Consider the following 23299-nt stretch of genomic DNA (forward strand, 5'->3'; position numbering starts at 1 on the left):
TTTACACCGCCGCGGGGGCCCCCGCCGCCGCGGCGCGCCCCTCCAGACCTGCGGCCCCCCGCCGCCCCCCCCCCCGCCCCTCCAAACCCGGCGGGGGGGCCCCCCCCCCCCCCCCCCCCCGGCCAATCTTTCACGAGACGCAAGTTGAACATCGATCTATCGGGTAAAATCGCCCTCGTTACAGGATCCACCGAGGGCTTTGCCATTGCCTGCGGCCTCTATGAGGCGGGCGCAGCAGTAATTATCAACGGCCGCACTCAGCAAAAGGTCGATGCGGCGGTGGCGCGCACGACTATGAGCTTGGGTGAATTCGACCGGGCGAGTGCACGTATTCGATACCACACCCGGCCTTTCTTGATCACGTGCAACGAGACGCAGCTTATCGGGCACTGCGGGAAAGCCAGCGGCAGCTGATCAGTGCAAATCTCAAGCTTGAGCGTCTGACACGGATCGATGGTCTAACCGGTCTCGGTAATAGACGATATTTTGATGAATATCTCGCGGCTGAGTGGAAGCGCGCTTTCCGTACACAGAGTCCTTTGTCGGTATTAATGATCGATGCTGACAACTTCAAAAGATACAATGATGCCTATGGACATATGGCTCGCGACGAGGTCGCTCAAACAAATTGCCAACGCAATCCAAACTGGCGCCGGCCGCTCCAGCGACTTGGCTGCACGATATGGGGGCGAAGAGTTTGTGATCGTGTTGGTTGACGCTTCATTGGAACATGCGAAGGCAATCGCCTCCCGGCTCGTCCAAAGCGTGCGAGATCTGAACATTCCGCACGATTCCGGCAGAGTGACCGTCAGCGTTGGCGTCGCTACAACGGTACCCAATGAGAACGAGAGCCCGAATGATCTCGTCAAAGCCGCCGATCTGGCACTATTCCGTGCAAAGTCGGAGGGACGAGATCGCGTCGTGGTGGATGGTGTGTGAGTAGGCCGTTGCTTAAGATCATCGCGGCCTTTCCGTGCGTCGACAACAAGATCTACTCATGGCACAAGCACGAGAACAGCTCCGCGCGGTCAGCTTCAGGGCGGAGACGTTTCCGGTATGGTTACGTACGGTCCCGCGGCCAATGGGCGACGTCTTGTCCGCAGGTTCAAATCATCTACGCAACCCTCGATACCGGCATTCAGCGATTGCAGGAAGGGGAGCGCTGCCAAACAAGATTCCAATCAGACCGCTACATACTCATTTGCCTTGAAAACATGATGATGCACACGGCCGGTGAACATCTTCAGCAGTTCACCAGTGACCTCCCGACTTTGAAATCTTACGTCGGATTGAAGCGCGCGGTTGCAGGTGTCCATGTCGGGATAGCGAATGGCGAGCGCCATCGCGTAGATGGGCGCACCGTCGTCGCGCGTCGTGCCGTCGAGAACGCGCACCTCCTCGGCTCCGGGAAACTGCGTCCACAGCGGCACCAGCCGCTCCCTGACGAAGCGCCGGAACTCGCTCTCGCGTCCAGCGTGAATCTCACCTTCGAAGAGGGCATAGCGGATGATCATGGCGATAGGTCCTGATGTTCTGCGTGTGAAGGGCCGGCAGAGCGGGCGCGTCGCGTGATGCGCCTGCTCTGGTGGAAGACTACTTGCCCCAGATCGTCTTGTATGCGTCGCGGTAGCCATTGCCGGGGTCGAACGCATTTGTCGGGCCGCCGTCGAACTCTACATTGTCGGCCGTCACCACATGCAGCGGCGACAGGTAGCCCGACCATTTTTCGCCGGCGATGGCGCGGTTCAATTCGTCGACCAACTGCCAGCCCTGCAAGTTGAGCGGTTCGGCGACCGTCACCTTCTGGAACTGGCCGGCGCGAATGCGCTGATAGGCTGATTCCGAACCATCGCCGGCGGCAACATTGATCGGAGCGTCGGTGCCGGCTTTGCCGGCGGCGGCAAGCGAGGGTCCCATGAAGTCGAAATAAAGGTCGTTGATCGCCAGCGAATGCGTCCAGGCATCGCCGTATTTCTGCAGCAGCGAAGTGGTCAGCTGCGGCATGCGCTGGGAGGTTTCGGCGATCGGCGTGTCGACATATTCGAGCACCTTGCCGCCCAACCGCTCGATCTCCGCCTTCATCTTGTCGGCTTTGGCGATGGCGATGGCGTAGGTCGAATCGGTGAAGATAACCACGCCAGGCTTGCCCTTGGCATCGGCGTAGGCCCAGTCGGCCGCGGCCGTGGAGACTTGCATGGCATCCGTCGACACGTTGGCGAACACGCCGCTTTTCTCGTCGGGCCCGATCACCGGTCCGGCATGCCAGGAGACCAACGGGATACCTGCGGCCTTAGCCTGTTCCAGCGCCGGCGCCTGCTCGACCGCGTCAAAACCGTTGATGACGATGCCATTCGGCTTCAACGCCATGGCCTGGCCGAAGGCAGCGGTACGGCCGCCGATCGAGCCGGCGCCGTCAATCACCTTGACCTCCCAGCCGATCGCCTTGGCCGCTTCCTCGACGCCGTTGGTGACGCCCAGGATGCCGCCGTTCTTGAGGTCGCCGGCGAGCACGACGATCGTCTTGCCTTGCTGCGCCTTCGGACCGGTGGTCGGGCCATCCCAAGCCGTGACCTTCTGCGCATATTTCTGGACGACCGCCATGGCGTCGGCCATCGCGTCCGCCCGAGCCTGGCCGGCGAAAAGGACAGGAGCAGCGATTGTCATGGCCATCAAGGCGACGGATGATTTCAGGAATGTTCTGCGTTGCATGTTGGTACCTCCCTTGGTTTCAAGAATTGCATGGTCTTTCAAAGCTCGGCTTTCGATTGGAGTTGGCGACATGTCACCGGCTGATGTCGCCCGCCACCGGACCAACGCCGGCCGGATGTGCATTGACGTAGATGGCGTAGAGGGATGTCTGCGCGGTGATGTAGAGGCGGTTGCGCTTGGGACCGCCGAAACAGACATTGGAAACGAGCTCGGGAACCAGGATACGGCCGATCAGGGTTCCGTCCGGTGCATGGACACGCACCGAGTCGGCGCTGGAGGCCCAGATGTTGCCGTCGCGATCGACGCGAAAACCATCGAAGAGGCCTGCTCCGCATTCGGCGAAGGTGTCGCCTGCACGTGCCGACCGGCCATCGGCGGCAAGGTCATAGGCCTTGATTGCGCGCGGGAGGCCGGGCACGTGGCTGGCGCCGCTGTCCGAGACGTAGAGGATCGTCTCGTCGGGCGAGAAAGCCAAGCCGTTCGGCTGCACCATATCGGTGACAACGGCGCCCACCTCACCCGAAAGCTCGTCGAACCGGTAGACATGGCAGCCGCCGATCTCCGCCCTGGCAATCTTGCCCTCGTAGTGGCTTTCGATGCCGTAGACCGGATCTGTGAACCAGATCGTCCCGTCGGATTTGACCACCACGTCATTGGGCGAATTGAACCGCTTGCCTGCAACGGTTTCGACAAGCGTCTGCCAACGCCCGTCATGCTCGAGCCGGGAGACACGGCGCCCGCCATGCTCGCAAGCAACGACGCGGCCTTCGCGGTCGAGTGTATGGCCGTTCTGGTAGTTGCAAGGGGTTTCGAAGACACTGACCGAGCCGTCGCCTTCGTCGTAGCGTAATAACCGGTCGTTGGGGATGTCCGACCACAGCAAATGCCTTGCCGCGGGAACATAGACCGGCCCCTCGGCCCAGCGGCCGCCGGTCCACAGCCGTTCGAGCTTGGCATGCCCGATCGTCAGTTTTCGGAAGCGATCGTCCAGAATCTCGTAGTCGCTCATGCCATTATTCCCGGATGGGTTCGGCTGGTCACTTCGAGGCCTGCACTACTGTCTTGGTCCTGGCCCTGTGAGCGGCGCCGCGCTTGCGCTGGGCGTAGCCGGCAATGCCGATGGCAACGAGCAGCGTCACGCCGTTGAACAGCGGCTCGACGAAGAACGAGCCGCCGAACTGCTGGATGCCGGAAATGCCGACGGCCAGGATGACGACGCCGGTCATCGTACCCCAGACATTGACACGCCCGGGCTTGATCGTGGTCGAGCCGAGAAAGGCGCCGACGAGAGCCGGCAGCAAATATTCCAATCCGACGCTGGCCTGGCCAATACGCAGCTTGGAGGCGAGAAGCACGCCCGTCAGCGCCGTCAGGAACCCCGACGAGATGAAGGCGCCGATGACGAAGCGGCGCACCGGAATGCCGTTCAGCGCCGCGGCCTTCGGATTGGCGCCGATGGCATACACGTAGCGGCCGATCGGCAGATATTCGAGGATGATCCACAGTGCGACGGCAATGCCCAGCACATAGAGGCCCGTGATCGGCAGCCCGAACACCATCGTGCCATTGAGCGCATAGAATCCATTCGGCAGCACGCCAACCACTTGCCGCCCGCCAGTGTGCCAGAGCGCCAGCGCATAAAGAACGGTGCCGGTGCCGAGCGTGGCGATGAAAGAGTCGATGCGGGCGACTTCGACCAGCAGGCCGTTGAGGAAGCCGGTCGCGGCGCCGAGAAGCAGCACGATCATCACTGCCAGCGGCCACGGAAAGCCGAACATGGTCTGCAAGCTGATGGCCAGGATGTGCCACAGCACAATTCCGTAGCCGACGGTAAGGTCAATTCGGCCCGATGCCATCGGGATCATCGCCGCCAGCGACAAAAGCGCGATGATCGCCTTGTCGGAGATGATCGAGCGCAGGTTAAGCAGCGTCGGGAACGTGTTCGGCAGCAGGATTGAAAACAACAGGATCAGCAACACCGTCAGGATGACCAGCCCGTAGACCGGCAGCAGCCGGATGACCTTCTGCCCCATGGACAAATCAGCCATTTCGCCGCGGGTCGGCTCGAGTGCGCTGGATTCGATCGATTGCATGAGTTCGCTCCCAGAAAGATCAGGCGGCTTCGGAAGCCGATGCCGCGGTGATCACGGCGGATGTGGTGAGGTCCTTGCCAGTGAGTTCGCGAACGATCTGTCCTCGCGAAAACACCAAGGCGCGGTGGCAGATGTGGGCAATCTCCTCGAAATCGGTCGACACCACGACGACGGCGAGGCCGGCTTCAAGCGCGCGGCCGATCAGCCGGTAAATCTCAGCCTTCGCGCCGACATCGACGCCGGCCGTCGGATCCTCGGCGATCAGCAACGTACGACTGGTGTGGAGCCAGCGCCCGACGACCACCTTTTGCTGGTTGCCGCCTGACAGCGCCTCGATCGGCAGATTCGGGTCGTTAGGGCGCAGCCCGACCGACCCGCCAATCGCCTGCGCCAGCGCAGCCTCTTTATGAGGCGCGAGGAAAGAAAACAGGCCGCGCTTGCCGGCGCCGGGATTGAGGAAACTGTTCTCACGGATCGACAAGGATCCAGCGATTGATTCTTCGGTCCTATCGCGCGCGATCAGGCCGATGCCGGACGACATCGCCGCGATCGGGCTGGACAGGTCCGGAACAGCCCCGCGGATCGTCACCGTGCCGGAAAAAGCCTGGCAGCCAAACAGCGCCCGGCCAACCAGTTCCTGCCCGGCGCCGCGCAGGCCGATCAGGCCAAGCAGCTCGCCCTTGCGCACGTCGAACGACACCGGGCCGGCGCCGGCACAGACCAGGTCACGGATAGAGCACACCGTCTCGCCGGCCTGCGTTTGAGCCTTGCTGAAAACCTGGCTGACCGGACGGCCGACGATCATCTCGACCAGTTCGTCCGGTTTTGTGTCGGCGACCTTTTTCTCGCCGACCAGCCTGCCGTCGCGCAGCACGGCAACGCGATCGGCGATGCGGAAAATTTCATCGAGGCGATGCGAGACATAGATCATGCCGACGCCGCGCTGCTTGAGCGGACGGATGGCGTCGAACAGCCGCTCGACTTCGTCGGCGGGAAGGCTGGCTGTCGGCTCATCGAGCACCAGAACATCGGCCTCGGTGGCCAGCGCCCTGGCAATGGCAACCAGCGACTTTTCTGTACGGGTTAGATCCTGAACGCGGGTCGTCGGATCGAAATCGCAGCCGACCAGCTTTAGGGCCTCATGCGCCCGCTTTTCGGTGGAACGCCAGTCGATGAGGCCCGAGCGCAGCGAAAATCCCTGCGCGAGGCCGACATTTTCGCCGACCGTCATCCATTCGATCAGACCGAGATCCTGGTGAATGAACGCGACGGACTGGCGCTGGTTCGGTCGCGGCGGGCGATGGTGGTAGGGCTCGCCGCGAAACAGGATTTGGCCGCCATCCGGCCGGTAGATGCCGGCGAGCGTCTTGATCAGCGTCGACTTGCCGGCGCCATTCTCGCCGAGCAGCGCCAGGATCTCGCCCTTGTGCAGATCGAGCGACACGTCGGAGAGCGCGCGGGTGCCGCCGAACTCCTTGGTGATCGACTTGAACTCGATCAGTTTTTCCTCAGTCAAAAGCGTTCCTCCCGAGATCGCCAAATGATGTTATCGATAACATTTCTGAGCGTCAAGCGACAAATCAGGGCTCAGCGCTTAGCTGGTCTTGCCGTCGAGCAGGCGCATCATCTCAGCTGAATCCCTTGGCCCCAGCCCAGCCGCGCAGAGCAGGCGATGGATCTCGACCACCTGCCCGGTCATCGGCATCGGCGTCTTGGTTTTCAGCGCGAAGGACTGCAGCGAATCCAGATCCTTCAGCATATTATCGATGCGACCGGTCGGCGAAAAATCGCGGGCAGCGAATTTTGCCATGAACTCCTGCATGATGCTGGAATCAGCCCGCCCGCCCTTGAGTGCCGCGGGAATTGCCTTCGGGTCTACGCCGCCGGCTTCGGCAAGCTTCACGGCTTCGGCGACAGCCTGGAGCAGTACTGCGCAGAACAGCTGGTTGATCAGCTTGGTCGTCTGCCCTGCCCCACTTGGGCCCATGAGAGTGTAGTTGGTGCAGAGATGCCGCATCACCGTGCGCGCCTGTTCGAAGTCTTCAGTCTCGCCACCCGCCATGACGGTCAGCCTGCCGGCCAGCGCGCCGGGAACGCCGCCCGAAAGCGGGCAGTCGAGCCATTTCATGCCGGTCTCGGCAGACAGCTTCCCGGCCATCTGCGCGGTGTCGACAGGATCGATCGAAGACATGTCGATCAGCAGCTTTTCCGACGACCCCGCAGCCGCCGCACCACCGTCGCCAAACACCACCGAACGCACGATATCGGCATGGTTGAGACTGAGAATGACGAAGTCGTTCGCTCGCGTTGCCTCGGCGACCGACGCAGCGGCAGCCGCACCCTTTGCAGTCAGCGCTGCAACCTTGACCTTGTCCAGATCGAACACCGTCACGGCTAGCCCAGTCTCGATCAGGCGGGTGGCGATCGCCGATCCCATGATGCCAGCGCCGACAACGGCGACTTTTGTTGGTTGCGTCATTTCAACGTGCCTTTTTCCTTGATCCTGGCAGGGTCGACCCCAAGTGCACCCAGACCCTGCAACACTCTATCGGCAATCGTGTAGACAGGCGCGTCGATGTCCACTGTGACCACCAGCGGTTCGTCGCCTGGATGCTCCAGTGTGGCGAACTGGCTGTCGAGCAACGCCGGTGGAAAGAAGTGGCCGCGGCGCTCGGCGAGCCTGGCTTGCAGCAGCGAGCGCGACCCCTCCAGGAATACGAAAAACAGCGACTCGCCCGCCGCATCGCGAAGCCTATCGCGATAGGATTTCTTCAACGCGGAACAGCTGACGACTAGCCCGCGACCCTCCTCACGAGCCTGGCGCAAGGCTGCGCCAACCAGATCCAGCCAAGGCCAGCGATCGCCGTCTGCAAGCGGTATGCCCGCCGACATCTTTTCGACATTGCTGCGCGGATGCAGCGTATCGCCTTCAACGAAGGCACGGCCAAGCCGTGCGGCGATCTCGACGCCAACTTTGGTCTTGCCGCAGCCGCTGACACCCATCACGACGATGAGCACGGGTTCAAAGGCAGGTTGTGATGCCGCCATCGACATAGAGCGTGTGTCCATTGACAAAGGATGAGGCCGGTCCGGCCAGAAAGATCGCCGCGCCGACCAGTTCGCCGACATCGCCCCAACGACCCGCCGGTGTGCGGTTGGTCAGCCACGCCGAAAATTCGGGATTGTCGACCAGCGCCTGGTTGAGCGGCGTCTTGAAGTAACCCGGCGCGATGGAATTGATCTGCAAGCCATGCTTCGCCCAATCGGCACACATGCCGCGCGTCAGGTTGCGCACAGCGCCTTTCGTGGCCGTATAGGGCGCGATGTTCGTCCGTGCGAGTTCGCTCTGCACCGAGGCGATGTTGATGATCTTGCCGCGCCGCCGCGGGATCATGTGCCGGGCCACCGCTTGTCCCACGAAGAACACGCTGGAGATGTTGGTGCGCAAGAGTTCCTCCCATTTGTCAGCGGGGAAATCCTCGAGCGGCATTCGGAACTGCATGCCGGCATTGTTGATAAGGATATCGATGGCGCCGATCGTCGCCTCGATCTCCGCGACGCCGTTCGCCACCGCAGCATGATCGGTGACGTCGAAGACGGCGCTATGGACCTTGTGTCCCTTCGCTGTCAGTGCATCCGCAGCCGTTTTCATTTTTTCGGCGCCGCGTCCGTTGAGCACGATTTCGGCGCCGTACTGCGCCAACCCCTCGGCCAGCGCTAAGCCGATCCCCTGTCCCGAGCCGGTGACCAGCGCCCGCATGCCGGTCAAATCAAACAACGAACTGCCCAAACGCTCCTCCTGAGCAATGTTTCCTGAAGCGGCCGCGATTTCCAACGTACCTGCCGCCAGTCCCTATTGACATGAATGTTATCGATAACATAGTCAATTGGAAAATGCACAGGAGATGACGCCGTGACCGACATTTTGATGACAGGTCCCTATCCGGATTGGGACATGGGAGATCTTGAAGCGAAATATCGCGTCCATAAACTTTGGCAGTCCGAGGACAAGGACGCGCTGCTCTCAAGCCACGCCGGCGCCATCCGCGCCATCGCCACGCGCGGCGAGCTTGGCGCAAGTGCTGCGCTGATGGCGAAGCTGCCGCAGCTCGAGATAGTTTCCTGCTACGGCGTGGGCACCGACGCCATCGACCTTGCCTATGCCAGGGCGAACGGCATTCGTGTCACCAATACACCTGATGTTCTAACCGAGGACGTAGCCGATATCGGCATCGGGCTGCTGCTAGCCGTGGCGCGAAAAATCCCGCAGGCCGACGCCTACGTACGCGATGGAAGCTGGCGCAAGGGCAATATGAGGCTGGTCACGCGGGTCTGTGGAAAAAGGCTGGGCATTGTCGGCATGGGCCGCGTCGGTGCGGCGGTGGCGAAGCGCGCCGCTGCATTCGACTGCACGATTTCTTATTTCGACAACCGCAAGCGCGACGATCTTCCTTATACGTTCGTCAGCGATCTGCTCGAACTGGCGAGCGATAGCGAATTTCTGATCGTAACGCTCGCCGGCGGCGAAAGCACGAAACACATGATTAATGCGTCGATCCTGGCAGCGCTCGGAGCAGACGGTATCGTCATAAACATTTCGCGCGGCAGCACGATCGACGAGACGGCGTTGCTCGCGGCCCTGGAATCCAGTGCCATAAAGGGTGCCGGGCTCGACGTGTTCTGGAACGAACCAACCATCGACGAGCGCTTCCTGAAGCTTGCCAACGTTGTGCTGCAACCGCACCACGCCAGCGGCACGGTGGAGACCCGCAAGGCCATGGGTCAGCTCGTTCGCGACAATCTCGCCGCCCATTTCGGCGGACAGACCTTGCTGACACCGGTCGTCTGAGAGAGGATCACATCATGAAGTCGATCGTCATCCACGCCGCAAAAGACCTGCGGATCGAGGAGACCGATCCGGGCTCCCCTGGCGCTGGCCAGGTCGAGATTGCGATCGAAGCTGGCGGCATCTGCGGCTCGGACCTGCATTACTACAATCACGGCGGTTTTGGCGCGATCCGCCTGCGCGAACCGATGATCCTCGGCCACGAGGTCGCCGGCACGGTGAGGGCCATCGGCGGTGACGTTTCCGCGCTGGCCATCGGTGACCGCGTCGCGATCTCGCCTAGCCGACCCTGCAATGCCTGTCGCTACTGTCTGCAAGGCATGCAGAACCAGTGTCTCAACATGCGCTTCTACGGCAGCGCCATGCCGATGCCGCACATCCAGGGCGCCTTCCGCCAGCGCCTGGTCGCCGAGGCGTGGCAGTGCCACAGAATAGCCGACCACATCTCCATCAACGAAGCCGCGTTTGCGGAGCCCTTCGCGGTTACGCTGCATGCCATGAACCGCGCCGGCTCGCTGCTCGGCAAGCGGGTTCTGGTCACCGGCTGCGGGCCGATCGGCGCGCTTTGCATCCTCGCCGCACGAGCCCACGGTGCGCGCGAAATCGTCGCCACCGATGTCATGGAGGGCGTGCTGGCGAAGGCCCTGGAGATCGGCGCCGATCGCACCATCAACGTCGCGATAAACAGCGAAAAGCTCGCCGCCTACAATCTCGACAAGGGTAGTTTCGACATCATGTTCGAGGCCTCCGGCAATGAAGGCGCGGTGCGTGCAGGGCTCGATGTCCTGAAGCCGCGCGGCGTGCTCGTGCAGCTCGGTCTAGGCGGCGATCTGTCGATCCCGCAGAACCTCATCGTCGCGAAAGAGATCGAGATGCGGGGCACTTTCCGTTTTCACGAGGAATTTGCGCTCGCCGTCGACCTGATCAATCGCCGCCGGGTGGATGTCAAACCGCTACTGACGGGCATCTATCCTCTCGACGAGGCGGTCGCGGCTTTCGACATCGCCGGTGACCGAAACAAATCCATGAAGGTTCAGATCGCGTTCTGAATATGCTTCGGTTGCGCTGGAGGCGCATCGGCACATCGCCTTAAATCACGTCGGCGCCAACCGCCGCCAGCGCGGCGTGTGCCACATCGAAATCCTGCTCGCCGGTTCCCGAACCGACGCCGATGCCGCCCGCAAGGCGTCCGCCGAAGCGGATCGGCAAGCCCCCGGGCAAATTGGTCACGCCGCCCTGCGAAGCGATACCGGCTGAGAGCGCCGCTTCGAACGCCATGCCGCCGGTAGCGGCGTTTATTGACGCTGCGGTGCGCGCCTTCGCCTGCGCGGTACGCATGCTGAGGAACCGCGCGCCATCCATGCGCAGGCTGGCGAGGACTTCGCCGCTCGCATCGACGACCACGAGACATTGCGGCACGCCCATCGTGACGGCGCGCGCTGCTCCGGCTGCAACGGCTTTCAAAGCACCGTCATGCGTGAGGGTGATGGTCTCGCGAAACATCTCTATTGGGCTGCCCTTCGCTGCGTTCGAATCGATGCAGGAACTCAGGTGCTTTCGCGCTCGACGACGCGATAGCCAGTGAGCACGATTTCTTGGCCGTGTCGTTTCTCGTCGCCTCGGATCACCTGGATCAATCTGCGGGCGGCCTGTTGCCCGATCCCGTAGCAGTCGACATTCACGGTGGTGATGCCGGGATGGCAAAAGGCGGCTACCTCGTAGTCGCCGAAGCCGGCAATGGCGATGTCCTGCGGGATCCGCATGCCCCGGCGCTTGCATTCCATCAGTGCGCCGAAGGCCGAAAGATCCGAAACGCAGAGTACGGCTTGCGTGTCCGGCCAACGCTCCAGCATGCTGACGACGGCCTGGCCGCCCTGCTCGATGGATATCGGCGGCACGCCAAAGGAAACGAGGCGCCCAGTCGGCAGGCCGAGCTCCTCAATGGCTCTGACAAAGCCTTCGCGCCGCTGGCTGCCGCGCGTGTCGCGCGAGGTCGTGCCACCGATGTAACCGAATTTTCGGTAACCCTTCCTGGCGAGCGTCTTGACGAGAAGCCCCATCGCCTCCTCGTTGGAGAAACCAACCACTTGATCGATCGGCTTTACCGGCAACTCCCAGGTTTCGACTACTGGGATGCCGGCGCTTTTCAAAAGGCGGCGGGCGCGATCCGTGTGAGCGCCGCCGGTCAGGATGATGCCTTCCGGCCGCCGACGGAGCATCGCTTCGATTAGCTTTTCCTCCTTCTCGACCGTATAGTCGGTGTAGCCGAGCAGAAGCTGGAGCCCCGTGCTCTCCAGTTCATCCGTAATGCCGCGCGCCGTGTCGGCGAAGTTGGAGTTGTTGAGTGACGGAACCATCGCGGCAACAAATCCAGTCTTGCGCGAGGAAAGGCTGCCGGCCGACTGGTCAAGCACATAGCCGAGGTCGTTGACCGCGACCATGATCTTTTCCCGCGTCGCCTTGGAAACGCGACCGCCTTCCTTCAGGGCCCGCGAAACCGTCATGGTCGACACACCCGCCCGCAGCGCCACGTCGACCATCGTCGGAGCGTAGCTCTCGCTCGGTTTCGATGAGGCTGCCTTGGCCATCAGCGCTCTCTGCCGGCCGGCCGCGCCGGCCTGACAGAGGTAAGCGCCAGACACTCAGTCACTGGATTTGTCTGGCGTCCGGCCGCGTTCATGCACCACCTCTCAGAATCGGATCGACTCGATATGTTATCGATATCACCGAGAGCTGGCAACAACCGGGTCGTCATGTCCCCTTGGGGTTTCGGGTCTCTGGAGATTTCCCTCGCAATTCCAGACTGCCATTTATGCGACTTTCGAAGCACAAATCATGAACATGGGATGACGGGGTATTCGGTTCAAATTCGCCGCTGGCGTCAGCTTCGCGCCTCATGCACGAACCCGCTTCGCGGGAGTGTCGCCTGGTTCTGAGATGGCGCGGTATTCATAGGCCTTGAGCGGGTAGAGGCCGCGATCCGACCATGGAGTTTTGCTCCCGACTATCGGCCGGCTCTCCGAAGAGCCGGCAACACCGCGTCACGCCGCATTGGCGTTGATGCCGGGCTCGATCCCGTAGCGGGCGGCGGGTACTTTGAGCGAAAGGTTCGGCATCATTGTTCTCCGGGCGCTCTCGTATGCGTCCCAGTCGGCGACATTGGGAAGCGACGGGATGGTAATCCATTCACCTTGGTCGAAACCTGCGAGTGCAGCGTCAACCATTGCCTCGGCCTTCATGACGACTTCGCCGGGAAGATGGTCCAGTGACATGCCGGCCGTTTCCCAGAACTCGGTTGCCGTAGCCCCGGGAAGCACGGTTTGGACCCGGATGTTCCTTTCCCCGAGCTCCTTGTGAAGCGAGAGCCCGAGGGCGAGGACGAATGCCTTTGAGGCGCCGTAGACACCGTTCAGGATCTCGGGGGTAATGGCCAGAACGGATGCGAGGTTGATAATCGCCCCGCCACCTCTGCTCACAAGTGCCGGGGCAACAGCGTACGTCAACCGCATCAGTGCAGTAACGTTCAGGGCGATGATGTCGTCCATTCGGTCGACATCGGACGCGAGCAGTGGCTCTGTGGCGCCGATACCTGCATTGTTCACCAGCATCGTGATCCTGGTGTCCGTTCTGAGCAGCGTTTCGATGCGGCCGAGATCATTTCGGTCATTGAGATCCGCAGGCAGGACTTCGATCGTCCTACCGGTCTGACCGATAAGGCGGTTTGCCAGTTCGTCGAGACGCTCACGGCTACGAGCGATAAGGATCAGATCATAGCCTCGGCGTGCCAGCCGATCGGCGTAAATGGCGCCGATACCTGAAGACGCGCCTGTCACGACAGCTGTCCCGTTCGCAGAAATGCTCATGGTCGTTTGTCCTCTTGTTCCTTGCGCCAGCAATGGCGCCTGTTTTTGAAGCGAAGCAGTTACGAGAGACTTGTCACCAACGCCTGACCAGGCCGGTCGGTCGTTCAGAAGGCGTCGACGTCGATGACCGCCTTGGCGAAGATCGTTGGGGCTTCCTGGGGCAGATTGTGTCCGATGCCATAGTTGATGGTCCGGTGCTCATATCTGCCCGAGAATTTCTTGGAGTAGGAACCAGGCTCCGGGTGTGGGGCGCCATTGGCATCACCTTCGAGAGTGATGGCGGGCACAGTGATGACCGGACCCGCAGCGAGCCGGTTTTCCAGTTCGTCATATTCCGGCTCGCCCTCAGCGATGCCAAGACGCCAGCGATAGTTGTGGATCACAATCGCGACATGGTCCGGATTATCGAAGGCTGCCGCCGTGCGATTGAATGTGGCTTCGTCGAAGTCCCACCGCGGCGATGCGATCTGCCAGATCTGTTTTGCAAAATCGTGCCGATATTTTTCGTATCCTGCCTGCCCACGTTCGGTGGCAAAGTAATATTGGTACCACCAGGCAAGTTCAGCTTTGGGTGGCAACGGCATCCTGTTGGATTCACGGCTACCGATCAAATAGCCGCTGACGGACACGAGTGCCTTGCAACGTTCCGGCCAGAGCGCCGCAACGATGTTGGCCGTCCGCGCTCCCCAATCACATCCACCGAAAATCGCCGTCGGAATCTTTAATGAATCCATCAGAGCTATGACGTCGGCGGCGAGAGCCGCTTGCTGGCCATTCCGAAGTGTCGCAGATGACAGAAAGCGCGTGGTACCATAGCCGCGAAAGTAGGGGACGATCACGCGGTAACCGGCCGACGCCAACAATGGAGCGACATCGACGTAAGTGTGGATGTCATACGGCCAGCCATGGAGCAGCAAGACGGCCGGACCGTCGGCAGGCCCGTCCTCGGCATAACCGATGTTCAGCAGGCCGGCATCGATCTGTTTCAGTGCGCCGAATGAAGATTTCCCCGTAGGCATTGTCCCAGACGGGGCGGCCTTGCTGCAGGCGTCTGTCGTACCCATCGAGATCAATTGCACGGCAGCTACCGTGGCCGCTGCCGTGCCGAAGAAATTGCGGCGACGGTGGTCGATTGTTTCGGAGGCCCTGGTCATGTCCATTGCTCAATTCTCGCCGTTCACCGGATCATGCCCGGTCGATCGTCACATCGGTGACGTCGATGGTGATTGGCACGAATTCCTGGTTTGCAACGCCGTTGGCATCATGCAGAAGAACGCGCCTTCGCGTAGGAAATACGAATCCACCAAATCTCTTCGGGTCATACGTGTAGTGGGCAACAGGCGGGCTGCCGGTCACATCGGGCGAGTAGTCCATCCTCCGAAGCATGAACTTTTGGTCGTAGTAGAAGACCTGGTCGGCGTTGTGATTCGCGATGCTTTCCGGGAACTTGACGGCAAGCCGGCGCCAGGTGTTCCGCTCGTCTTCGGCCCACGGAGCGATTTCTGCCGCCTCCACGCCGGGATAGGTGAAGGCGAACGGCCCGGTGAAATAGTTCCACACGGCCGCACTCGTAAAATAGGCCACCTGGACCGCATCCCACGGCGTGCTGGCGTCGATGAAGCCAGTCGGAAATGATTTGCGGGGGTTGATGCGCTGCTCGACCAACCCACCTTCGAGTGTTGTGATCGCAACACGCTCAGGGTTGAGTTCCAGCAGCGACATACGGTCGGGCCCGGTGAAAGGCGCGAACGTAATGTGCTCACGGTGAGGATCAATTGTGACTGTCTGGTCCGAATAGACGTCCGGCCATCCCCTAGCTCCCCAGAAGGGGCCACCCAGCGACATCTGTGCGGTGATCTTGGTGATTTTGGCCCAGTTCTCCAATCCACCATGCGCATCGAGTACTGCCGTCAATAGCTTGTCCATTGGATGTTCCTTTGTTTTCGTTTTTCGGGTGACACGCAGCTGGCCGGGCTAGTTCGCAGGAGCGCTTGCCGCCTGTTCAATCAGGTGAGCCACCACCTTTGGGTGGGACACAAAAGGTACGTGGCTGGATTTGATCTCAGCCGTGGTTGCGCCCATGCGCTTGGCGTAGAACCGCTCCAGGTCTGGATTGATAGCTCTGTCCTGTTGGGCGACCAGGTACCACGACGGGATGGTCTTCCAAGCCGCCCCCGTTACCGACGAAGCGAACGCGCTGCCGATGATGGGTTTCTGCGCCGCTGCCATCACACTGGCTTCCTCTGCGGCAACATCCTTGGCGAAAAGATCGCGAAACTGCGCCTGGTCGATGGTAACGAAGCCCGCCGCATCGGTTCTGAGCGCGTGGCCGAGGGCGGATGGATACTTCTCTGTGTAGGCGCCTATTGCCTCGCCGGCTTCAGGCGCGAACGCCGCAATGTAGACGAGTGCCTTCACATTTGGGTTTCCGGCCGCGGCACCGGTGATCACGGCGCCCCCATAGGAGTGACCAACAGCGACCACGGGGCCCTTCTGAGCTCCGATCACCCGCTTGGTCGTCGCGACGTCCTCGGCAAGCGAGGTCAGCGCGTTCTGCACAGCGATGACGGTGTAGCCGTCGCGCTGCAGGATCGGAATGATGTGCTGCCAACCGGTGCCATCAGCAAAGGCGCCATGGACGAGCACGATCGTCGGTTTCGCCGGATCGAGAGCGACAAGGGTTTCAGTCGCCGCAACCGGATTGCTTGGCGGAGTCCCAACACTGCTGGCACCGGCGGGGCCGATGGCGATCAGCGTTGCGAGCGAGATCTGGGCGAAGCGGGTTTTGGTCACGGCAATGTTCTCCATGTGAAGGCGCGGCAATGATGGCCGGGCCGATTGGGCTGCGACGGTTGGTTTTCGGCACATGGCTTTTGCCGAATGGCCTCGGCCTCGCGGCGGGGGCCGGCGCGCACTGCGCGCCGGCTTTCTCACGTCAGTTGACGCAGGGATCGGAACGCTGCTCGCATTTCGGCGGAGAACAGTTGCGGTTCTTCCCACTGGGCAAAGTGGCCGCCCTTGTCGACGACGTTGAAGTAGATCAGCTTGTGATAGCTCCGCTCGGTCCAGCTTCGCGGTGCACGATAGATCTCGCCGGGGAAGATGGTGACGGCCGCAGGGATCGAGATATCCACGGCGTTGAAGTTGTTCGCGTTGTTCTCCCAGTAGAGTTGTGCCGAGGAGATCGCGCTGTTGGTGAGCCAGTAGAGCGTGATGTCGTCGAGCATCTCATCCTTGGTGAGCGAACGCTCAGGCTCGCCACCGCTGTAGGTCCACTGAGCGAACTTGTCGTACATCCAGGCGGCCAGGCCTGCCGGCGAATCTGACAGCCCATAGCCCACCGTTTGTGGACGGGTGGTCATCATGCTGCCGTAGGCGCCATTCTTCGCAAAGAACGTGTTGAGCTGGTCGTATGCTGCCTTTTCATCGGCAGCCAAACCATCCGGTGCCGGATCGCCGGCGCGCATGAATTTAGCAACTTCGGGTGGAACGGTCGCCGGCATGTTGACATGAATGCCGAGAAGACCCGCCGGTGCCTGATGGGCCATCTTATCGCAGACGACAGAGCCCCAATCGCCGCCCGCGGCGACGTAATGTTCGTATCCCAGGCGCCGCATCAAAACGTCCCAGGCCAGGCCGATTCGATCGGCATCCCAGCCAGGTTCAGTCGGTTGATCCGAGAACCCATAGCCGGGCATCGAAGGCAGAACCAGGTCGAACGCATCCTCGGCGGCCCCGCCGTGTGAGGTCGGGTCGGTGAGTGGGCCGATCACCTTCAGAAGCTCCAGAATCGAGCCCGGCCAGCCGTGCGTGATGATCAGCGGCAGCGCATTCGGATGCTTGGACTTGACGTGGATGAACTGGATGCGCAGGCCGTCGATCTCGGTGAGGAACATCGGCAGTGCGTTGAGCGTCTTCTCCACCTTGCGCCAGTTGTAGTCGGTCCCCCAGTACCGTACGAGCTTCTGCAGATTGGCCAGCTGCACGCCTTGGGATTCGTCCTGCACGGTTTCCTTGGCAGGCCACCTCGTTGCCCGCACGCGCCGGCGAAGGTCGACAAGTGCTTCTTCGGGGACATTGACCTGAAATGGATAGACTGCGCCTTCTTGTGAAGCCGCTGCCGGCTGCGCCGGAAGCAGACTGAACGTGCTTGTCGCGCCCAGCGTTGCAATGGACGCCGCTGCGGACAGGGAGAGAAAACCGCGCCGGGAGGGGGATGACAATGCAATCGCAGTGCCGGTTCTCGGCAAGGATAGATCAACGTCGCGATCCTGACCTGCGCGGACGCTGCCAGCGCCAGTATTCTGTGCACCTTCGTGCGGGTTCATGTTCTTCTCCTTCTGGGTTTGTCCGTTGCGCATCCGCAAAAATCGAAAGATTGATGCGGTCGCCGCAAGGTCAATAACGCCAGAAGGGGTCCTTCAAATATATTGTACCAACGTGTCGCCGATACTTTGGCATTGGCGGTGCGGCAGATGCGACTTTGAGCGGGTCCCGCCTCGACTCAACTTTGCCAAGTTGAGTCGGCAGCACTGTTGACCATCGCGCGAACCCGCACGAAGGAATGACAGATACGCCTGATCGTCTGCCGCTCGTTGGATAGAGCGGCCTTCAGTCGCGACAGAGCGCACAGCCGCATTGGGCGCGGCACTGGAGCCTATGCTGAGTATACGGATCTCGCTGCTGGCACTATCCCGGAGGCACGGGGTGTGGGAGCATGTGTCACTATTTCCAACGACCGGGGAATTGAGAATGCGAAGTGGCGTCCGGCCCTCATTCCCTGCCGCTCAGAGGCGCCGAGACAACTCTCAATGATTGATTCATCTGCCGACGGAGTCATCTTGGTCTCCTGAAGGCAGACGCCGTTCGTTGTTAAAGATACGCCGAGGCTAGCTGCATCCATATGAAGAGCATGACCGACTGGCGGTTGTCACGCCTTCGCCGGAAGCGCGGGGCGAAGCTTGGCGTTCATGTTCACCAGTTCGGCAAGCGAACGGGCTTTCATCTTCTGCATCATCCGGCCTCTATGGGCCTTCACGGTGATCTCGCTGATCCCAAGCTCGAAACCCACCTGTTTGTTCATCAGGCCGGAGACCACCAACGTCATGACCTCCCATTCGCGACGGCTTAGTGTTGATTGATCATCCCTGAGAGCTTGCAATTCGGCATCCCGATCCATCGTTTCGCGGCTGCGCTCGATAGCTTGGCTTATAGCGTCCAACAGCACGTCGTCGCTGAAAGGCTTCGTTAGAAATTCAGCCGCCCCCGCCTTCATCGCCTGGACGGTCATCGGTACATCGCCGTAGCCCGTTATGAAGATGATGGGCATATCGGCCCGATCGGCCGTAATTTGCTTCTGCAGTTCGAGACCATTTAGGTCAGGCAGGCTGACGTCCAGTATCAGACAATTCGGAACCGATACTCGTGGCCGTGCAAGAAATTCTTCTGCCGACGCGAATGTCTCCGCCGTCGAGCCTGTCAGATTGATCAGGGCCTCCAGCGATTCCCGCACCGAGACATCATCATCAACAATGAACACAATTGGTGCGGCATGCGGCATGGTTCGCCTCCATTCCTAGGTATGCCTCGAATTCATTTTCAAAATTGGCTCGTCGCGGCTGTCAGCTCGGTGGAAGCGCTACGTTCAGGGCCTCGAGAAGTGCCGTCTGTGTAAAAGGCTTTGACAGGCAATCTACCGCGCCGTCTTCGAGCGCGCGCGAACGAATTGCCTGATTTTCATGCGCAGTCATGAATACGATCGGAATATGCCGCTGGCGGCGTTTCAGTTCCTGTTGGAGCCCAAGGCCTGTCATTCCTGGCATAACTACGTCGAGAACCAGACAGTCAGTACGGTCAATCCAATCAGACGCTAGGAATTCTTCTGCCGATGAGAACGCCTGAACCGCAAAACCAAACTCCCTGAGCAAGTCGGGCAGCGACTCGCGAACGGACTCGTCATCATCGACGACCGACACGAGTGACTTCATTACCATCAATTGTTCCTCATGGCTTGCCCAACCTCAGCATCGGCGGAGGTCTGGATGTCGCCCAAGCGACTATCTCTCAGACGCTCGGACTTTCGAGGGATAGAAAATGAAAAGGTCGCGCCGGGTCCTTCATTCGGCGAGGCCCAGAGACGGCCTTGGTGGCTTTCGATGATGTGACGGCTGACTGACAGGCCGATCCCCATGCCATTCGCCTTCGTCGTGTAGAAGGCGTCGAAAAGTCTCTCGACCGCTTGAGGCTCGAAACCCATGCCTGTGTCCTGCACCGTAAGACTAACATGCTCGCTTTCGTCGCGGTCTGTTCTGATCAGCAATTGCCTCGGACGGTCATCAACGCTCTTCATTGCATCCGAAGCGTTCAGTAAAAGATTCAAAATGACTTGTTGGAGTTGAACGCGGTCGCCCGCGATCGGCGGAATGTCATCTTGAAATTCCGCACGGAGATTGACCCGGTTTCTTTGAAGGTCGTTCGACGACAGCGCGATCATCTCTCGGGCGGCTTCGTTCAGATCGACCGATTCCGTCAGAGCGTTCTTCCTGGCAAAGAGCGCGCGCAACCGTACGATCACATCCGATGCTCGTTTGCTATCGCGAAGTGTCCGCCGCGCCGTCTCGCGAGCCCCATCTACATTGGGAGGATCCGCGGCAAGCATCCTGAGACAAGTGCTTGCGTTGGTCATGATGCCTGAAAGAGGCTGATTAACTTCGTGAGCAATCGATGCAGTCAGGGCCCCGAGTGTCGTAGCCCTGGCTACATGCGCCAGCTCTGACCGAACCCTGCCGAGTGCTTCCTCTGAGAGCCGGCGCTCGGTCACATCCTGGACCGCACCGATGTACTCGAGCCGTCCATCTTCATCGCGGGTGCCATGAGCGACAACATGCAGAAACTTGACCGAGTGGTCGGGCATCAACAGTCGGCACTCATACTCAAAGTCGCTACCGGCGCCCCGAACCCGATCAATCATTTCGTTGAGAAGGTCGAGGTCATCCGGGTGGATGCGGGAACCGAGGAGTTGAATCGTTACGGGCACACGGTGTTCAAACTCGAAAATTCGATGAGCCTGCTCTGACCAGGTGATCTCGCTTGTCCCGACACGCCACGAGAAGCTCCCGGTCGAGCTGAGTTGCTGGGCCTTGGACAAGAAGGCCTCGCTCCGCTTCAGCGCGCTTTCGCTTCGGGCTCGTTCGACCGCGATGCTTGCGATTTGCGACAACTGGGCAATGAGTTCCTGTTGAAAGGCGGTAGGCAGACCTGGCTCGTATTGGTAGAAGGCCAAGGCACCCAAGGCCTTTTGGTCATGCGAAAGGATCGGCGACGACCAGCACGCCTTGATACCGTAGGACAGGGCTAGCTCACGCCATCCGTGTTTGTCCCATTGCATATCGGTTGCAATATCCGACACGATTACCTGCTTCTTCTCGGAAGCCGCCAAACCACAGGGCCCCGCTGCTCTATGCGCTGGCCTGCCATGCATAGTTTCGTTGTAGCCGGATGGAAGGGCAGGGCCGGCGCCGTGCTGCCACGTTGCTTCGTCCGGGCTGTAGAAAAGGATGCCGCAATGGCAGCCACTGGCCATCTCTTCGACCAGACCGCATAAAGCGTCGAGGACGACAGGGAGTGCGTAACCCCAAGCCACCATTTCGAGCAGCCGCTTTTCATGTGCCAGGAGAGTTTCTGCCCTGTGCTGATCGTTCTCACTGCGCGTTCGGGCCACAGCGATGCTGGCGATGTGGGTCAGCTTCTGCATGAGCGACTGATGGAAGGCGGTGGGTAGACCGCCATCAGGTCTATAGATTGCAAAGGTTCCGAGTGCCTCACCCGTTGCGGCGATAATCGGCGTCGACCAGCAGGATTTCAAACCATGGGCCAGGGCGAGTGCCTGCCAGTCTGTTCCGTTCCATCTAGCGTCCGTCGCGACATCCGAAACAATAACCTGGATATTTTCACAGACTGCCATCCCACACGGACCGGCTTTCGAACTGACAGTCTTGCCTTCAAGGGCACTGCTATACGTGATTGGCAGTCCAGGACCGATCGAGCGCTCAACTTTCACGCCTGCGCGATCGAGGAGCAGAACGCCGCTGACGCAACCGTTGGCCATCTTGTCGAGCAGTAGGCACAATTCATCCAGAACGACCGGAAGTGGGTTTGCGGATGCGACCATCTCGAGCAAGCGCTTTTCGCCGGAGAGCAACGCCTCCGCACATCTGCGGTCGTCGATGTCGGTCTGGAGGAGATACCAAAGGACAATTCGCCCTTCAGCGTCTCGCAAGGGGAAACCCCGTGAATGAAACCAGCGGTACTTCCCATCTGCACGGCGTAGCCGTGCTTCATGATCGTAGGGCTCGCCAGTCCGGACGCACTCCATCCATTTGACAAGCACAGCCGGCCGATCGTCAGGATGGAAGGCTTTGCCGAGGGGCCGGTCCTTCATCTTCATCTCTTCGAGCGTAACGCCGATGTAATCGAGCATGTACTGGTTGGCGTGCTCGAATTGGCCGTCCGCGGACATGAGCGTAACGATCGCCGGCAGACCGTCGACGATCACACGAAATTGGGTCTCTTGTACGCGCAGTGCTTCCTCTGCGGCCTTTCGATCCTCGACATCTGTGTTTATTCCGCACCATTTGACGACCTCGCCATTGTCATTGACCAGCGGGCAAGTTCGAAAATGGAACCAGCGGAACGCGCCGTCGAAGCGCCGCAACCGAGCCTCCAAATCTCCTGGCGCACCAGAAGCGAGGATAGTTGCCCAGCGGTCGGTCAGGCCTCGCCGGTCATCCGGGTGTATGGCAACTTGCCAACCCTGGCCGCGTGCTTCGTCAGGTGAAAGACCGGTGTACTCGCACCAGCGTTGATTGACAAAGTCGGTGGATCCGTTCGGGAGCGCGCTCCAAACCAATCCGGGAAGAGCATCGACGAAGCGGCCGAGTTCGTTCTCCATATCGTCCTTTCGCGACCATCCGTGAAAGTCGCCAGCGCGAAGATGCGCCACATGACCTGTGGAGTCGATGATGCTTAGGTGTTGGTTTGGGAGCTGTTTCCCGAACCGACGCGCTTCCTCCCTGTGACAATTTGGTCGCCATTGCCTCACGAGGCAGTCGCCAGGTCGTCTCAGTGACGTGACGTCAAATCCGTTGCAGGCGTCAGCTGGGGGCGTCGGATACGCCGATGCCAAAGTATCGGCGACACGTTAGTCCAATAGATTCTCGATCACAATCCACCGCATCTGGAAAACACATTTGGCTTTGACCGGACAAATGGAAAAACGTCTGTTTCAGCGAGGATTTGATCATGACACAACCAGGAAAAGCTATGTACACCGCCAAGACCCACACTGAGGGGGGTCGTGAACGCGGCTCTGCTCGCAGCTCCGATGGTCGCTTGGACATCAAGCTTTCGACCCCCGGCGGCCCCGGTTCGGGTACTAACCCGGAGCAGCTGTTCGCAGCCGGCTGGTCGGCATGCTTCGAGGGTGCAATGGGAATTGCTGCCCGCAAGATGAAGGTCGACCTTCCGGCTGACCTGGCCATCGATGCTGAGGTGGATCTTTGCCTGGAGAACGGCTCCTATTCCCTTCAAGCCCGGCTCAATGTGAGCCTGCCCGGTTTGGAGCGCGACGTCGCCCAAGCCTTGGCGGATGCGGCTCATCAGACATGCCCATACTCCAAAGCCACCCGCGGAAACATCGACGTCATCATCACCGTGGTTGAGCCTGGTCTCACGAACACTCACGCAGCGACGCAGCCTTCGGCCGGCTCGGCTGCAGGCGACTTTCGCTC

Annotated in this window: 22 protein-coding genes and 2 pseudogenes; 6 read left to right on the top strand and 18 right to left on the bottom strand. The window is 60.5% G+C overall.

Annotation, left to right across the window (positions count from 1 at the left end):
• Positions 1-144 precede the first annotated feature (144 nt).
• The 3 genes and pseudogenes from NKJ18_RS25295 to NKJ18_RS25305 all read left to right on the top strand — a co-directional run.
• Positions 145-288 (top strand): annotated as a pseudogene (locus NKJ18_RS25295) (oxidoreductase); the annotation flags it as partial.
• A 74-nt stretch (positions 289-362) separates the two neighbouring features.
• Positions 363-716 carry a GGDEF domain-containing protein gene (locus NKJ18_RS25300; RefSeq protein ID WP_352760158.1) on the top strand — a complete coding sequence of 118 codons (354 nt, stop codon included), beginning with the start codon at positions 363-365 and terminating at the stop codon, positions 714-716.
• Positions 598-939, top strand: coding sequence for a diguanylate cyclase (locus NKJ18_RS25305; protein WP_352760314.1), 342 nt, complete (start codon positions 598-600; stop codon positions 937-939). Before NKJ18_RS25300 ends, NKJ18_RS25305 begins: the two co-directional genes overlap by 119 nt.
• Before the next feature lie 242 nt (positions 940-1181).
• Here the strand turns inward: NKJ18_RS25305 and NKJ18_RS25310 are convergent, their stop codons facing one another.
• From NKJ18_RS25310 to NKJ18_RS25345, 8 genes are all read right to left on the bottom strand, one after another.
• On the bottom strand, positions 1182-1514 hold the full coding sequence (locus tag NKJ18_RS25310; protein ID WP_352760161.1) for a hypothetical protein: 333 nt from the start codon (positions 1512-1514) through the stop codon (positions 1182-1184).
• Between the two features lie 79 nt (positions 1515-1593).
• Positions 1594-2709, bottom strand: coding sequence for an ABC transporter substrate-binding protein (locus NKJ18_RS25315; protein ID WP_352760162.1), 1116 nt, complete (start codon positions 2707-2709; stop codon positions 1594-1596).
• Between the two features lie 73 nt (positions 2710-2782).
• Positions 2783-3718, bottom strand: coding sequence for an SMP-30/gluconolactonase/LRE family protein (locus NKJ18_RS25320; RefSeq protein WP_352760165.1), 936 nt, complete (start codon positions 3716-3718; stop codon positions 2783-2785).
• A 28-nt stretch (positions 3719-3746) separates the two neighbouring features.
• The gene (locus NKJ18_RS25325; protein WP_352760168.1) at positions 3747-4802 is read right to left on the bottom strand and encodes an ABC transporter permease; all 1056 of its coding nucleotides are present in this window, start codon (positions 4800-4802) and stop codon (positions 3747-3749) included.
• A gap of 19 nt (positions 4803-4821) precedes the next feature.
• Complete coding sequence (locus tag NKJ18_RS25330; protein WP_352760171.1) at positions 4822-6318, bottom strand: sugar ABC transporter ATP-binding protein; 1497 nt, start codon at positions 6316-6318, stop codon at positions 4822-4824.
• Positions 6319-6396: 78 nt separating this feature from the next.
• Positions 6397-7281 (bottom strand): NAD(P)-dependent oxidoreductase, encoded by an 885-nt coding sequence (locus tag NKJ18_RS25335; protein ID WP_352760173.1) that lies wholly within the window; start codon positions 7279-7281, stop codon positions 6397-6399.
• Complete coding sequence (locus tag NKJ18_RS25340; RefSeq protein WP_352760176.1) at positions 7278-7856, bottom strand: gluconokinase; 579 nt, start codon at positions 7854-7856, stop codon at positions 7278-7280. Before NKJ18_RS25340 ends, NKJ18_RS25335 begins: the two co-directional genes overlap by 4 nt.
• Positions 7825-8562 (bottom strand): SDR family oxidoreductase, encoded by a 738-nt coding sequence (locus NKJ18_RS25345; RefSeq protein WP_352760317.1) that lies wholly within the window; start codon positions 8560-8562, stop codon positions 7825-7827. The genes NKJ18_RS25340 and NKJ18_RS25345 overlap by 32 nt, the downstream gene beginning before the upstream one ends.
• 168 nt (positions 8563-8730) lie before the next feature.
• Here NKJ18_RS25345 and NKJ18_RS25350 point away from each other — a divergent pair, with 168 nt between their 5' ends.
• Both NKJ18_RS25350 and NKJ18_RS25355 read left to right on the top strand, forming a co-directional pair.
• Positions 8731-9651: a 2-hydroxyacid dehydrogenase gene (locus NKJ18_RS25350; RefSeq protein WP_352760320.1), complete on the top strand. Its 921-nt coding sequence runs from the start codon at positions 8731-8733 to the stop codon at positions 9649-9651.
• Between the two features lie 14 nt (positions 9652-9665).
• Positions 9666-10697: an L-idonate 5-dehydrogenase gene (locus NKJ18_RS25355; protein ID WP_352760178.1), complete on the top strand. Its 1032-nt coding sequence runs from the start codon at positions 9666-9668 to the stop codon at positions 10695-10697.
• A 40-nt stretch (positions 10698-10737) separates the two neighbouring features.
• Here the strand turns inward: NKJ18_RS25355 and NKJ18_RS25360 are convergent, their stop codons facing one another.
• The 10 genes from NKJ18_RS25360 to NKJ18_RS25405 form a co-directional block, all read right to left on the bottom strand.
• Positions 10738-11157 carry a GlcG/HbpS family heme-binding protein gene (locus NKJ18_RS25360; protein WP_352760322.1) on the bottom strand — a complete coding sequence of 140 codons (420 nt, stop codon included), beginning with the start codon at positions 11155-11157 and terminating at the stop codon, positions 10738-10740.
• Between the two features lie 38 nt (positions 11158-11195).
• Complete coding sequence (locus NKJ18_RS25365; RefSeq protein ID WP_023763031.1) at positions 11196-12236, bottom strand: LacI family DNA-binding transcriptional regulator; 1041 nt, start codon at positions 12234-12236, stop codon at positions 11196-11198.
• Between the two features lie 453 nt (positions 12237-12689).
• Positions 12690-13511, bottom strand: a complete 822-nt coding sequence (locus NKJ18_RS25370; protein WP_352760180.1) for an SDR family NAD(P)-dependent oxidoreductase — start codon at positions 13509-13511, stop codon at positions 12690-12692.
• 104 nt (positions 13512-13615) lie between these two features.
• Complete coding sequence (locus NKJ18_RS25375; protein WP_352760182.1) at positions 13616-14671, bottom strand: alpha/beta fold hydrolase; 1056 nt, start codon at positions 14669-14671, stop codon at positions 13616-13618.
• A 25-nt stretch (positions 14672-14696) separates the two neighbouring features.
• Positions 14697-15437 (bottom strand): hypothetical protein, encoded by a 741-nt coding sequence (locus NKJ18_RS25380; protein WP_352760184.1) that lies wholly within the window; start codon positions 15435-15437, stop codon positions 14697-14699.
• A 48-nt stretch (positions 15438-15485) separates the two neighbouring features.
• Positions 15486-16304, bottom strand: coding sequence for an alpha/beta fold hydrolase (locus NKJ18_RS25385; protein WP_352760187.1), 819 nt, complete (start codon positions 16302-16304; stop codon positions 15486-15488).
• Positions 16305-16441: 137 nt separating this feature from the next.
• The gene (locus tag NKJ18_RS25390; RefSeq protein WP_352760190.1) at positions 16442-17839 is read right to left on the bottom strand and encodes an epoxide hydrolase family protein; all 1398 of its coding nucleotides are present in this window, start codon (positions 17837-17839) and stop codon (positions 16442-16444) included.
• 602 nt (positions 17840-18441) lie between these two features.
• A complete protein-coding gene (locus tag NKJ18_RS25395) occupies positions 18442-19071 on the bottom strand; it encodes a response regulator transcription factor (RefSeq protein WP_352760192.1) in 630 nt (209 codons plus the stop codon).
• A gap of 61 nt (positions 19072-19132) precedes the next feature.
• Complete coding sequence (locus tag NKJ18_RS25400; protein WP_352760195.1) at positions 19133-19498, bottom strand: response regulator; 366 nt, start codon at positions 19496-19498, stop codon at positions 19133-19135.
• 5 nt (positions 19499-19503) lie between these two features.
• Entirely contained in the window at positions 19504-22461 is a 2958-nt protein-coding gene (locus tag NKJ18_RS25405) for a PAS domain-containing protein (protein WP_352760197.1), read from the bottom strand.
• Between the two features lie 350 nt (positions 22462-22811).
• On the opposite strand from NKJ18_RS25405, the pseudogene NKJ18_RS25410 reads away from it, so the two are divergent.
• Positions 22812-23228: pseudogene (locus NKJ18_RS25410) on the top strand (organic hydroperoxide resistance protein); the annotation flags it as partial.
• Positions 23229-23299: the final 71 nt, after the last annotated feature.

The organism is Mesorhizobium sp. M0217, from assembly GCF_040321955.1.
In the GTDB taxonomy this organism is placed as follows: domain Bacteria; phylum Pseudomonadota; class Alphaproteobacteria; order Rhizobiales; family Rhizobiaceae; genus Mesorhizobium.